11 protein-coding genes are annotated in these 12,757 nt (G+C 72.3%); 9 read left to right on the top strand and 2 right to left on the bottom strand.

Going from position 1 to position 12,757, the window contains the following annotated elements; genetic code table 11:
* Positions 1 to 57 precede the first annotated feature (57 nt).
* The 8 genes from AMK10_RS31610 (at position 58) to AMK10_RS31575 (ending at position 7,510) form a co-directional block, all read left to right on the top strand.
* Positions 58 to 2,622 carry a sensor histidine kinase gene (locus AMK10_RS31610; protein WP_073752283.1) on the top strand — a complete coding sequence of 855 codons (2,565 nt, stop codon included), beginning with the start codon at positions 58 to 60 and terminating at the stop codon, positions 2,620 to 2,622.
* Positions 2,619 to 3,056: a roadblock/LC7 domain-containing protein gene (locus tag AMK10_RS31605; RefSeq protein ID WP_107428537.1), complete on the top strand. Its 438-nt coding sequence runs from the start codon at positions 2,619 to 2,621 to the stop codon at positions 3,054 to 3,056. The genes AMK10_RS31610 and AMK10_RS31605 overlap by 4 nt, the downstream gene beginning before the upstream one ends.
* A 165-nt stretch (positions 3,057 to 3,221) precedes the next feature.
* Complete coding sequence (locus tag AMK10_RS31600; protein ID WP_073752892.1) at positions 3,222 to 3,599, top strand: DUF742 domain-containing protein; 378 nt, start codon at positions 3,222 to 3,224, stop codon at positions 3,597 to 3,599.
* A gap of 173 nt (positions 3,600 to 3,772) precedes the next feature.
* Positions 3,773 to 4,408: a GTP-binding protein gene (locus AMK10_RS31595; protein ID WP_073752282.1), complete on the top strand. Its 636-nt coding sequence runs from the start codon at positions 3,773 to 3,775 to the stop codon at positions 4,406 to 4,408.
* 221 nt (positions 4,409 to 4,629) lie between these two features.
* A complete protein-coding gene (locus tag AMK10_RS31590) occupies positions 4,630 to 5,040 on the top strand; it encodes a roadblock/LC7 domain-containing protein (RefSeq protein ID WP_073752890.1) in 411 nt (136 codons plus the stop codon).
* Positions 5,041 to 5,150: 110 nt separating this feature from the next.
* Entirely contained in the window at positions 5,151 to 6,119 is a 969-nt protein-coding gene (locus tag AMK10_RS31585) for a DUF6397 family protein (RefSeq protein WP_073752281.1), read from the top strand.
* Between the two features lie 41 nt (positions 6,120 to 6,160).
* On the top strand, positions 6,161 to 6,649 hold the full coding sequence (locus tag AMK10_RS31580; protein WP_073752279.1) for a GNAT family N-acetyltransferase: 489 nt from the start codon (positions 6,161 to 6,163) through the stop codon (positions 6,647 to 6,649).
* Between the two features lie 216 nt (positions 6,650 to 6,865).
* Entirely contained in the window at positions 6,866 to 7,510 is a 645-nt protein-coding gene (locus AMK10_RS31575; RefSeq protein ID WP_073752273.1) for an LAETG motif-containing sortase-dependent surface protein, read from the top strand.
* Between the two features lie 141 nt (positions 7,511 to 7,651).
* Here the strand turns inward: AMK10_RS31575 and AMK10_RS31570 are convergent, their stop codons facing one another.
* Complete coding sequence (locus tag AMK10_RS31570) at positions 7,652 to 9,751, bottom strand: SpoIIE family protein phosphatase (protein WP_073752271.1); 2,100 nt, start codon at positions 9,749 to 9,751, stop codon at positions 7,652 to 7,654.
* Between the two features lie 178 nt (positions 9,752 to 9,929).
* Here AMK10_RS31570 and AMK10_RS31565 point away from each other — a divergent pair, with 178 nt between their 5' ends.
* Positions 9,930 to 10,988, top strand: a complete 1,059-nt coding sequence (locus AMK10_RS31565; RefSeq protein WP_073752270.1) for an enoyl-CoA hydratase/isomerase family protein — start codon at positions 9,930 to 9,932, stop codon at positions 10,986 to 10,988.
* A 218-nt stretch (positions 10,989 to 11,206) separates the two neighbouring features.
* Here AMK10_RS31565 and AMK10_RS31560 read toward each other — a convergent pair whose 3' ends face one another.
* Positions 11,207 to 12,688 (bottom strand): rhamnulokinase, encoded by a 1,482-nt coding sequence (locus tag AMK10_RS31560; RefSeq protein WP_073752268.1) that lies wholly within the window; start codon positions 12,686 to 12,688, stop codon positions 11,207 to 11,209.
* Positions 12,689 to 12,757 lie beyond the last annotated feature (69 nt).

The following is a 12,757-nucleotide window of genomic DNA, read 5'->3' as shown; positions in this document are numbered from 1 at the left end:
TCACCCGTCGTACACAGCATTCGGGGCGGAAAGCTCCCCACCCGGAACGAGGAGGCCATGCGCACACCCCGCACGACGACCCCGGACCCCGGTGCGCACACCGGCCGGCCCGTGACACCGCCGCGCGGACGACGCGCACATGCCGGACCGCCGGCGGACGAACGTCCCGACCGGGAGGCGGGACCGCCCACGCCTGCGGGCAACCCGCCCGCGCGGGGCTCGCTCAGGCCCAGGACCGTACGGGCGAAGATCATCTCGCTGCTGATGGTGCCCGTCGTATCGCTGCTCGCACTCTGGGGATTCGCCACCGTCACCACCGCACAGGACGTGGCACGCCTGCGCGAGGTGCAGCGCGTCGACACCACCGTGCGGGCCCCCGTCACCGCGGCCGTGAGCGCCCTCCAGGGCGAACGCACCGCCGCCCTGCGCCAGTCGGCATCGCCCGGTACCGGCCACGCCGCAGCCCTGAAGCAGCAGGCCGGACGGACGGACGCCGCCCTGGGAGAGCTGAGCCTGGGCGACGACCACACCGTCGCCGACGCCGGCCTCCTTCCCGCGAAAGCCGCTGCCAGGCTCGGCACCTTCCTGGACAGGGCCCGGGAACTCCGCACCCTGCGCGCCGACCTCCTGAACCCCTCCGAGGACGGCACGGCCACGGGCGCCGACGCGTACACCCGGTACACCGAGACCATCACCGCCGGGTTCGGGGTGTCCGGCGCCCTGACCGGCATCCAGGTCGCCGAGACCGGTTCCGAGGCCCGGGTCCTGCTCGAACTGGGCCGCAGCGGGGAGATGCTGGCCCGTGAGGAAGCCCTGCTGGCGTCCGCGGCACTGACCGGCACGCTCGCCGGGGAGGAGCTGAGGCTGTTCACCGGCGCCGTCGCGACCCGCCGCAGCCTGGCCGGGACGGCGGCGGCAGATCTGCCGCCCCGGGCCGACCGGGCATGGCGGAACCTCACCGGCCAGGGTGCCTACCGCAGGCTCACCGCCGCCGAGGACAGCGTGCTCGCGGCGCCGCCCGGCCGCCGTGCCGCGAAGGCGGTGTCCACCGCCGCCTGGGAGAGGGACACGGCCGAGGTGCGCACAGGGCTGCTCGCCATGGATAAGGACGCGGGCGACCGCGCCACGGACAGCGGCGGCGCCTTCACGAGGGCCTTGTTCAGCCCAGCCGGAGCAGCCGTCGTCCTCGGTTTCCTCGCCGTCGCCGGCTCGTTGGTGATCTCCGTACGGATCGGCCGCGCGCTCGTCGTCGAACTCGTCAGCCTGCGCGACAGCGCACTGGAGATCGCCTGGCGCAAACTGCCCCACGCCATGCGGCGCCTGCGTACCGGCGAGGAGATCGACGTCGGCGCCGAGGCACCGGCCGGACGGCACTCCCACGACGAGATCGGACAGGTGGGCGAGGCACTCGACACCGTGCACCGCGCCGCCCTCGACGCCGCCGTCGAACGCGCCGAGCTCGCCAGCGGCATCTCCGGCGTCTTCGTCAACCTGGCCCGTCGCAGCCAGGTCCTCGTCCACCGCCAGCTCGCCCTGCTCGACGGCATGGAGCGCAGGGCGGAGGACCCGGGCGAACTCGGCGACCTGTTCCGCCTCGACCACCTCACCACCCGCATGAGGCGGCACGCGGAGAGCCTGATCATCCTCTCCGGCGCCGCCCCGGGACGCGCCTGGCGGATGCCCGTACCGATGACCAACGTGGTGCGCGCGGCGGTCTCGGAGATCGAGGACTACGCCCGGGTGGAGGTACGGGCGCTGCCGGACGCGGGAGTGAAGGGCGCGGCCGTGGCCGACCTCACCCATCTGCTGGCCGAACTCGTGGAGAACGCGGCGCAGTTCTCACCGCCCCACACCAAGGTGCGGATCAGCGGCGAACCCGTGGGCAACGGCTACGCCCTGGAGATCGAGGACCGCGGACTCGGTATGGGGCAGGAACTGCTCGGCGAGGCCAACCGGCGCATCGAACAGTCCGAGACCCTCGACCTCTTCGACAGCGACCGGCTCGGCCTCTTCGTGGTCAGCAGGCTCTCCGCCCGCCACCACATCAAGGTCCAGCTGCGCACGTCCGCCTACGGGGGCACGACCGCTGTGGTGCTCCTGCCGACCGCGCTCCTCCAGAGCAGCCTGCCCGAGGGCGAGACGGCCGGCCGGGCCGACGACGAGGCCCACTCGACGACGGTGTCCAGGGACGACGACAGCCGGACGGGCCCGGCGGGCCCACGCCCCACCGCGTTCCCCGCGCCGGTCGCCGTACCCGCACTCGAACCACGCACGCAGACGGCGCCGCGTCCCGGGCCGGACGCCGGGCCCGCGCCCGTGACCACCCTGCACCGCCGTGCCCGCTCCGCCGACGACGACGGGGAACTGCCCCGCCGGGTCCGGCAGGCCAGCCTCGTGCCCCAACTGCGCCGTCAGCCGGTGGCGGAGGGGCGGGAGCCGCACGGCCCGGGGCCCGCGCCCACGGTCGAGCGCACCCCCGAGCAGGCGCGGGACCGTATGACCGCCTACCGCAACGGATGGGTCCGCGGAGGCGGGACCGCACCGGGGGCCGACGCTCCGGGCCGCACCGCACGCGGATCCGTATCCCCATTCAGGCAGCACAGCGAAGGAGACCAGACATGATCGTGAACGAGAGGCCGGGGAGGGCTTCCCGGCACTCCGGGGAACTCGACTGGCTGCTGGACGATCTGGTCGCCCGGGTCGGTGAGATCCGGCACGCGGTCGTGCTGAGCAACGACGGTCTGGCCGTCGGCGCGTCCCACGCACTCAGCCGCGAGGACGCGGAGCACCTCGCGGCCGTGGCCTCCGGCTTCAACAGCCTGGCCAAGGGCACCGGGCGGCATTTCGGCGCCGGTGGCGTGCGCCAGACGATGGTCGAGATGGACGACGGCTTCCTGTTCGTCGTGGCCGCGGGTGACGGCTCCTGCCTCACCGTCCTGAGCACGGCCTTCGCGGACATCGGCCTGGTGGCGTACGAGATGGCACGCCTGGTGAAGCGGGTGGGCGAACACCTCGCCACCCCGGTGAGGCTCGCCGGGCCGCCGGCGACGGGCTGAGGACGGCACGTGCGGATGAACGACGGCGCAGTGCCACCGGACCCCCGCGGGTACGGCCCACCGCCGGACGCCGTGATCGGCGTGTACGGCCTGCCGTACGACGAGGAGTCCGGTACGCCGCACGGCAGCGGTCACCACGGTTTCCCGGCCGGTGAGGACGACGAGGTGCCGGGCAGCCAGTGGTACGACGCGGAGGCGGGCCCGCTGGTCCGCCCCTATGCCGTCACGGGCGGCCGGACGAAGCCGGGACCCAGCGGGGTGCGGTTCGACCTGATCGCCCTCGTGGCGGCGGACGACGGCACACCGGACGGTGAGGCACTGCTGGGGCCAGAGCACCGGTCCCTGCTCGCTCTGTGCCGCGACGAGACCCAGTCGGTCGCGGAACTCTCGGCGGACGCGGACCTGCCGGTGGGCGTGGTGCGGGTGCTCCTCGGAGACCTGCTCGAAGCCGGCTGCGTACGGGTCAGCAGGCCCGTACCGCCCGCCCAGCTGCCCGACGAGCGCATCCTGCGCGAGGTCATCGACGGCCTCCGGGCCCTCTGAGGACATCCGTAATCGTCATGTGCGCTGCCCACTCGAGACGAATACCGAAGCCGTCCGGGCGCTGACCGAAGCAGTCCGGACACATAAGTCAAAAACCGTTCACTCCCTTCGGCGACCGCCCCTGATTGCCATGCTGTCGCCCCTACTGATGGCACTCGCGAGAGAAGTGATCGATGTCCTCCGAGCATGTGGACAGCACGGTTGAGGAAGAGTCCGGAGACTCCACGGCCCTCGCCCTGAAGATACTGGTGGCCGGCGGCTTCGGCGTCGGCAAGACCACTCTGGTAGGCGCGGTGAGCGAGATCCGTCCCCTGCGGACCGAGGAACTCCTCAGTGAGGCCGGACAGTCCGTCGACGACACCGGTGGGGTGGACCAGAAGACCACCACGACTGTCGCCATGGACTTCGGGCGCATCACCATCCGGTCCGGCCTTTCGCTGTACCTCTTCGGCACGCCGGGGCAGGACCGGTTCTGGTTTCTCTGGGACGAGCTGTCACAGGGCGCGCTCGGAGCGGTCGTGCTGGCGGACACCCGGCGGCTGGAGGACTGCTTTCCGGCCGTCGACTACTTCGAGCACCGGCGCATCCCCTTCGTCGTCGCCGTCAACTGCTTCTCGGGCGCGCGGACCTACGCGGAGGCCGACGTCTCGCGGGCCCTCGACCTGGACAGCGGCACACCGGTGGTCCTCTGCGACGCACGCGACCGCGCCTCCGGCAAGGAGGTCCTGATCCGCATGGTCGAGTACGCCGGGCGGATGCACACGGCCCGGCTCCTCGACTCGGTGGGCCAGGCATCGGGGGCGGAGTGATGCCGGTACGACGGGGGCGCCCGGCCCGGCCAGCAGTGCGGCACCATGCTCCTCGCCGTGCCTCCGTGCCCATTCCGTGCGCCTGTATGCGCCCCTCGGGCCAGGTCTCGGCACGTGGCGCGAAGCAACGCCCCCGGGGCGGGGAGGCGCTTGCCCGCAGGGGAGCCGTGCGCAAGGCTTGCGCGAACTGCGGGGAACACATGAACGGGGAGGACGAGCAGATGGCGCTGGACCGGGGACTCGACTGGCTTCTTGACGACCTCACGAGCCGGGTGGAGCACATCCAGCACGCGCTCGTGCTGTCGAACGACGGGCTGGTGACCGGAGCGAGTACGAGTCTGGCCCGGGAGGACGCCGAGCACCTGGCGGCGGTCTCGTCCGGTCTCCAGAGTCTGGCCCGCGGCTCGGGGCGGCACTTCGGCGCGGGAAGAGCACGTCAGACCATGGTGGAGTTCGACGAGGCGCTGCTTTTCGTGACGGCGGCCGGGGACGGCAGCTGCCTGTGCGTGCTGACCGCGGCCGAGGCCGATGTCGGGCAGGTCGCCTACGAGATGACACTGCTGGTCAACCGCGTGGGCGAGCACCTCGGCGTGACGGTACGCCAGGGAGCTGACAGCATCGACCGTCTCTGACCTGCGCGTTCTGTGGACGACGGGGAGTTGTCCACAGGGCAGGACGAAGAATTTCCCCCCCGGGCTACCGTGGTCACGGAGAGTATTCGACCTCACGGGGGAGGACGGTCATGACCGTTACGGAATCCACGCGCACCCACACCGCCGCGACGCCGGTGTGCGTGCCGGCAGGACGCGCGGCCCAGGAACTGACGTTGAAGCACGGCGAATTCGAGCTCGCCGTCCACCTGGGGCTGATCGGCGCTGAACCGACGGCGAGCGGGGCGAGGCCCCGGGTCCGTCAGCAGGAGATCGACCGGCTGCGCGCCCAGCCGGGATTTCCCGAATCACTCCGGGACCGCGTGCGCACGGCGGGCACGGCGGAGGGCGCCGCACTGCTCGGCGTCAGCCCCGTGCGCTTCACCGGCCTGGCACGCATCGGGTGCCTCACACCGGTCGCGTTCTACCTCAACCGCTACCGCGCGGTGGTCTGGCTCTATCTCGTGGACGACCTCCTCGCCTTCGCCGCCCGAGAACCAGGCCTGCTCGGCGGCAGGAGCCCGGCCGGGATGCGGGCCATGCTGGACGCCGGGACCGACTGGCGTGCGCGCAACTGGCGTTCACGCAGGGTCGACAGGCTGCTCGGCCGTACGGAGGACCCATGGGCGCGCGCCGCGTTGCAGGCTACCGCCCTGGACCCGGTCCAGCTCGCGGAGGTGGTGGACGACCCCTACGAGCGCGCCCATCTCGCACGGATGCGTCCTGTCTCCGTGTACGGCCGCCCCGCCTCCCTGTCCGGGAGGGAGGCCATGGCGAAGCTGATGCTGGCCGACGATCCGGACGAAATCCTGTGGCGCCGGGTGAATCTGACGCTGGAGCTGGACCGCGCGCGTGAGACCCGACCGGCTCCCCGGCCGGGCACCGGACCCGTATCGGGGCCGGCGGTCCGGCAGCTGTCCCGACCGGCCGGCGGGACGCCCCGCCGCCCCGGCTCGCGAGCGGGTGAGCGACCCGGCGCACGGCCGGGCTCGCGGCCGGGTTCCGGGCGCGGACTGCTCGCCCGCATCGGACTGCGCAGGCCACCGCGGAGAGAGAGCTAAAGAGATTGCGGGGCGCCGCCCCCACCGGCACTCTTTGCCTCATGCTGATCAGAGAAGCCACTGCCGAGGACTGGCCCGCCATCTGGCCGTTCTTCCACGACATCGTTGCCGCGGGGGAGACCTTCACCTACCCCGAGGACCTGAGCCGGGAGCAGGCCCAGGACTGGTGGCTCCTCGCGAAGCCGAACCGCACGGTGGTCGCGGTCGACGACGCCGGTTCGGTCCTCGGCACGGCGAAGATGAACCAGAACCACATGGGCAACGGCGCACACATCGCCAGCGCCAGCTACATGGTGGACCCGGAGCACTCCGGCCGCGGCGTCGGCCGGGCCCTGTGCGAGTACACCGTGGACTGGGCGCGTGCGCAGGGCTATCGCGCCATGCAGTTCAACGCCGTCGTGGAGACGAACATCCACGCCGTGGGGCTGTACCGCTCCGTCGGCTTCGACGTCATCGGGACCCTTCCCGAGGGGTTCAACCACCCCACCAAGGGCTACGTCGGGCTGCACATCATGCACAAGACCCTCTGAGAACCGCGACGTCGGCAGCCGGTGCATCCGGTGACGGGGCGTATTCCGGCCATCCTGCGTGTGTCCGTCATGTCACAAGTGGCACTGATGTGTGTGTGGTTGAGGTGTGAGTACCGCGTGCGCGAAGTGTGGGGCCGCTGCGCCCCCCGGGAGCGGGGGGCAGTACTGTGCGCCCCACCGCCATTCCAGCGGTGAACTCATATGGAGGAAGAATCCATGACCATACCCAGGAGATCGTGGCGTGGCGCGGGAGCATTCGCGGCCGCTGCGGTAGTCGGTCTGGCGGGCGGAGTCCTCTCCGCGAGCCCGGCCGCAGCTCACACCCCCACCTGGGCCGTGACCTGCTCCGAAGTGACGCTCAACCTGACGCAGTACTCGAAGGACGTCGCCAACCAGGTGACCGTTTCCGTGGTGGGCGGCGATGTGCTGCTTCCCACGACCGAGTTCGGCAGGGACTTCAGCACGAAGACGCCGCTCCAGCTCCCGAAGCACGACAAGGAGCTGACCGTCCGCCTCGTCGTCAAGGCCGGTGACAGCGACAAGTACTCCGTCGACCAGACGAAGGTCGCTCCGGTGTGCGAGGAGACCACTCCGTCGCCCACCCCCACCGAGGAAACCCCCTCGGAGACTCCGAGCACCGAGCCGGCGACGCCCGAGGCCCCCGAGCCCAGCGCGACGCCGAGCGAGACCGCCACGGAGGCCGCGCCGGCGCCCGCCGAGCCGAGCAGCAGCGCGCCCGACCTGGCCGAGACCGGTTCGTCGTCCGCGACGCCCGTGATCGGTGGAGCCGCGCTCGCCGTCCTCCTCGCCGGAGGCGGCATCCTGTGGTCCGTCCGTAAGCGCCGCAGCGTGCAGCACTGACGCGTCCTCCGGCAGCCCGGCCCGCGGCGGGAACGCCTCGGGACCGGAACGCCGGGGCGGGGGCGTACCGCGTCATCTCCGACGCGGTACGCCCCCGTTGCGTTCCGGAACAGCCGAGGTCTCCTGGCGGGGGTGGGAGTCCTACGGCTGGGGCGGGGGGCCGATCTCGCACCAGACCGCCTTGCCCTCGCCCCTGGGCTCGATGCCCCAGCGCTCGGCGACCGCGTCCAGCAGCAGCAGGCCGCGCCCGGAGGTCGACGTCTCGCCCGGAGTACGCCGTCTCGGCCAGACGCTGGAGCGGTCCTGGACCGACAGCCTGATACGCCGAACGGGCTCCGGCAGTACTTCGAGCGTCAGCACCGCACCGCCCTCCGTGTGCAGCAGCACATTGACCAGCAACTCCCCGGTGACCAGCTCCGCGTCGTCCGCGAGCCCGGCCAGGTCCCAGTCCTTCAGCGCCTGACGCACGATCGAGCGCGCCTCCGACAGCCCCTGCGGGTCCGCCTGGTGGATGTACTGGTGCAGTCGCGGGGCCCGTGGCGATCCGATGTCCGGACTGCGCCGCAGCACCAGCAGGGCCACGTCGTCGCCCGACCCCCAGCGTTCCCACAGTCGGTCCGAGAGATGGTCGGCCAGCGCCTCGGCCCCGTCGGGCCCGTCGCTCACCTCGTGGATGAGCGCCGCCACACCCGCGTCGACGTCGGCACCCGGTTCCTCCACCAGCCCGTCGGTGTACAGCACCAGGGTCTCGCCCGGCACCAGGTCGAGACGGGTCTCGGGGAACTCCTCGTCACGGAAGTCCGTGGAGATCCCCAGCGGCAGACCACCCCGCACCTGAGGAATGCCGACCCGCCCGTCGGTGTGCCTGATCAGCGGGCCGAAGTGCCCGGCCCGCGACACGCGCACCGCACCGGTGGCCAGGTCCACCTGAGCGTACGTACAGGTCGCGAAGCGGTCGGTGTCCAGCTCCGCGAGGAACCGGGAGGCCCGGGCCATGACGGTCGCCGGGGGATGCCCCTCCGCCGCGTACGCGCGCAGGGCGATGCGCAGCTGGCCCATGATCGCGGCCGCGTGCGTGTCGTGCCCCTGCACATCGCCCACCACCACGCCGATACGGTCCCTGGGGAGCGTGATCACGTCGTACCAGTCCCCGCCGACCTCGCGCCCGCTCCACGCCGCGTGATAGCGGACCGCGATCTCGCCGCCCTCGATCTTCTGGATCCGGCGGGGGAGCATGGCCGACTGGAGCCCCGTGGCGAATTCGCGCTCCTCGTCGAAGAGGATGGCCCGCTGGAGCGACTGCGCCACGATGGCGGCCAGCCCCAGGCAGAGGATCCGCTCGTCCGCGTTGAACACCGTGCGGTCACGGTAGAAGAGGGCGAGACCGCCCAGCGGACGCGCCTGGGCGATCAGCGGAAGGTACGCCACGGCCTGGAAATTGAGCTCACCGATATGGGGTTCGAGCACCGGATAGCGCCGGACCAGTGCATTCAGGGAGGTGATGAACCGGGGGCGCCCGCTCAGGATCGTCTCCCCGAGAGGACGGGTCGCGTCGAGCTGCCCGGAGCCCAGCCCCTCCAGGACCTCCACGGAATCGCCGCTGAGCGCGATGATGTTCAGCGTGGAGTTGTCCACCAGGCCGAGCGCCAGTCCGTCCGCGCCGATCCCGACCAGCCCGCCCGGCCCGGTGAGGGCCGCGGTGACGTCGTCCACGGTCACCGCGCGTGACATCGCTGTGGTGGTGCGTTCGACGATGCTCGTCTGGCGGCGGCGGCGCTTTTCCAGATCCAGTACGAAGGCCGAATGGGTGACCTCGGCCGTCGCGTCCCGCACCACACCGATGACCCGGTGTGCCCGGCCGTCCTCCGAACGCAGGATCCGGGCCTGGACGTGCGTCCACTGGTGGGTCCCGTCGTCCAGCGGCACCTGGAAGTGCACGCTGTAGGAGTTGCTCCCGCCGGAGATCGCCTCGTCGATCGCACCGTCCAGCCGGGCCCGCTCACCGGCGTCCAGCCGCTCGACGACGGCCGACGGCCGCGAGTCGAAGGTCGCGGGATCCAGGCCGAAGACCAGCAGGCCCGCCTCGTCGACGTCCAGGGTCCGCGCGTCCAGATCCCATTCGAAGCTGCCGGTTCGGTTCAGGGCGAGCCGCTCCTCGGTACCCGTCTCACCGGCGTGGCGCCGGTCGAACCGGAGCCGCGACGACGCGTCGTCGTCTGCTCGCCGTGAAGAGTCGCTCATGCCTGCTCCGGAGGTCGTCCGGCGGGGCTGCTGGACGTCGCGGCCCGTAGATCTCAATTGTCGAGCCCGTGGTGCGGGACTGCCACAGCGGTCGCACGGCATACCCGGGGCCAGGAGCCCGTGGCGCCCGTCGCAGAATGGCAGGCAGAGATCGTCCACGGCTGACCGGAGCGCACCTATGAACGACGACGAGCCCGTCCTGCTGCACACCGAGGGCCCCGTCCTGCACATCACCCTCAACCGCCCCCGGGCCCTCAACGCGCTCACCCACACCATGGTGCGCGCCGTCGACGAAGCGCTCGCCCGGGCCGCCGACGACGACGCGGTCACGGCCGTACTGATCGCCGGGGCCGGCGAGCGGGGCCTGTGCGCGGGCGGCGACATCCGGTCGATCTACGAGGACGCCCGAGCGGGCCGCAGTGCCTCCGTCGGCTTCTGGCGTGACGAGTACCGGCTCAATGCCCGGATCGCCAGGTTCCCCAAGCCGTACGTCGCGCTCATGGACGGCATCGTCATGGGAGGCGGAGTGGGGGTGTCCGCCCATGGCGACGTACGGGTGGTCACCGAGCGTTCCCGCGTCGCGATGCCCGAGACCGGCATCGGTTTCGTCCCCGACGTGGGCGGTACGCATCTCCTCGCGGCGGCGCCCGGGGAGCTCGGCACCCATCTGGCACTCACCGGCCGCGCCGTGGAGGCGGCGGACGCCATCCTGTGCGGACTGGCCGACCACTACGTTCCCTCGCACCGCCTCGCCGACCTCACCAGCGCGCTCGCCCGGGTCACCACGCCCGCCGAGGTGACGGACACCGTGCGGAGCCACGCGACCCATGCCCCGGAGGGGGAGCTCGCCGAGCAGCGGGCCTGGATCGACGACTGCTACGCCGCGGACACCGTCGAGGAGATCATCGACCGGCTCGCGAACAGTGGACCGGCCGCCGCGAAGGAGACCGCCGCCGAACTCCAGGCCCTGTCACCCACGGCGCTCAAGGTCACCCTGGCCGCCGTACGACGCGCCAAGGGGCTCGGCGTCCTGGAAGCCGTCCTCGACCAGGAGTTCCGTGTGTCCTGCCGGGCCTTCGCCGGACACGACCTGACGGAGGGCGTCCGGGCGCGGATCATCGACAAGGACCGGACCCCGCGATGGAATCCCGCCGAGCTCGGTGAGGTCACGGCCGCCGAGGTCGCCCGCCACTTCGAGCCGCTCGGCGACCAGGAACTCGGGCTGTCCTCCCCCTGAGGCCGGGCCGCGCGGACGGTCCGCGAGACAGCCCCTGCGCGACGGCCCCGCACCCCGGCTCCCCGCACCCCGGCCCGCTCGACGGGCCGGGGCGGGGGCCGGCATCCCCCGGCCGACGTCCCCGCGCCGGGGCCGACGGCCGGGGCCCGACGCCTGGGCCCGGGGCCGATCTCCCTGGCCGGGGCCCGACCGGCCGGGCCCCGAGCCGTAACCGGTGCTCAGACGCGGACGTCCAGCCGCTCCGCGGCCCTGTCCCACGCCCTCACGTCCCCCCGCGGGCTGTAGTGACGCAACTCCTGGGTGCGCGCGACCAGCTGACGCATCTCCCAGAGCCCGCCGATCAGCCCGTGGGCCCGCGCCTGGACCAGCACATTGCCGAGCGCCGTGGCCTCCGCGGGCCCCGCGGTGACCGGCAGCCCGGTCGCGTCGGCGGTCCACTGGCAGAGCAGCTCGTTCCGAGAGCCGCCGCCGACGAGATGGATCCAGGTCAGCTCGCACCCCGCCAGCTCGGCGGCCTCACGCAGGGTCCTGCGGTGGGCCAGCGCCAGGCTCTCCAGCACGCACCGCACATATCCGCCGGGACCGTCCGGGGCGGCCTGCCCCGTCCGGGCGAGAGCGGCGTCGATCCGCGCGGGCATGTCACCGGGCGCCAGGAACCCCGGATCGTCCGGGTCGATCACAGCGGCGAACGGCCGGGCGCGCGCCGCGTCCGCGAGCAGCCCGGCCAGGCTCGTCGGCGTACCCTCGCGGTCCCATGTGCGACGGCACTCCTCGAGCAGCCACATCCCCATGATGTTGCGGAGGTAGCGCACGGTGCCGTCCACCCCGCGCTCATTGGTGAAATTCGCGGCCCGGGACGCCTCGGACAGCACCGGCGCGTCCAGCTCAAGGCCGGCCAACGACCAGGTACCGCAGGACACATAGGCGAATCCCGGCTCCGTCGCGGGAACGGCCGCCACGGCGGACGCCGTGTCGTGCGAGGCAACCGTCGTCACCGGAGTGCTCGCGGACAGACCGGTGAGACCGGCCACGTGCGGCAGAAGGGTGCCCGCACGCTCGCCCGGCTCGCGCAGGGCGGGGAACAGCGAACGGTCCAGTCCCAGCCGCTCCATCAGCTCCTCGGACCAGCGCCCGGAACGCGCGTCGAGGAGACCGGTCGTCGACGCGTTGGTCACCTCCGCGCCCACCGACCCCGTCAGCCAGTACACCAGCAGATCCGGCATCAGCAGCAGCGTGCGCGCCGCCGGCCACTGGGCCGTCGTCCGGTGGGCCGCGAGCTGGAAGAGCGTGTTGAACGGCAGGTGCTGCAGTCCTCCGACGCCGTACAGCTCCTGCGCGCCGATCCCGGCGAGCACCTCCTCGGCCGCTGCGGCGTTGCGGTCGTCGCGGTAGTGGAACGGGACACCGAGCAGCGACCCCTCGGCATCCAGGAGGCCGTAGTCCACGGCCCAGGTGTCGATGCCCACCGAGGTGACGGGACCGGTGCGCGCCGCGGCGCCCAGGCCGTCCAGCATCCCCTGGAACAGGGCGAGCACGTCCCACCGCAGCCCGTCGGGGAGCCGGACCGGGGTGTTGGCGAAGCGGTGCGCCTCGGTCAGCACCAGCTCGTCGGGGCCCACCCTGCCGGTGATCACCCGGCCACTGGTGGCCCCCAGGTCCACCGCGGCGAACACCGGGTCGTGTCGTGAAGTCGCAGACATGGAAATCTCATCCGATCAGGGCGGCGCCGCGCCCCGGCGCGTTGGCGGAACAGCTGCCGGGGCGCGGCG

Source organism: Streptomyces sp. CB02058, from assembly GCF_001905505.1.
GTDB lineage: Bacteria > Actinomycetota > Actinomycetes > Streptomycetales > Streptomycetaceae > Streptomyces.
Note: the sequence above shows the minus strand (reverse complement) of the source record. Positions and strands in the feature narration are given on the sequence as shown.

Coding starts and splice junctions, on each gene's coding strand:
- AMK10_RS31610 (WP_073752283.1), top strand. CDS start 58: ATGCGCACACCCCGCACGACGACCCCGGACCCCGGTGCGCACACCGGC.
- AMK10_RS31595 (WP_073752282.1), top strand. CDS start 3,773: ATGTCCTCCGAGCATGTGGACAGCACGGTTGAGGAAGAGTCCGGAGAC.
- AMK10_RS31560 (WP_073752268.1), bottom strand. CDS start 12,688: ATGTCTGCGACTTCACGACACGACCCGGTGTTCGCCGCGGTGGACCTG.
- AMK10_RS31580 (WP_073752279.1), top strand. CDS start 6,161: ATGCTGATCAGAGAAGCCACTGCCGAGGACTGGCCCGCCATCTGGCCG.
- AMK10_RS31565 (WP_073752270.1), top strand. CDS start 9,930: ATGAACGACGACGAGCCCGTCCTGCTGCACACCGAGGGCCCCGTCCTG.
- AMK10_RS31590 (WP_073752890.1), top strand. CDS start 4,630: ATGGCGCTGGACCGGGGACTCGACTGGCTTCTTGACGACCTCACGAGC.
- AMK10_RS31585 (WP_073752281.1), top strand. CDS start 5,151: ATGACCGTTACGGAATCCACGCGCACCCACACCGCCGCGACGCCGGTG.
- AMK10_RS31570 (WP_073752271.1), bottom strand. CDS start 9,751: ATGAGCGACTCTTCACGGCGAGCAGACGACGACGCGTCGTCGCGGCTC.
- AMK10_RS31605 (WP_107428537.1), top strand. CDS start 2,619: ATGATCGTGAACGAGAGGCCGGGGAGGGCTTCCCGGCACTCCGGGGAA.
- AMK10_RS31575 (WP_073752273.1), top strand. CDS start 6,866: ATGACCATACCCAGGAGATCGTGGCGTGGCGCGGGAGCATTCGCGGCC.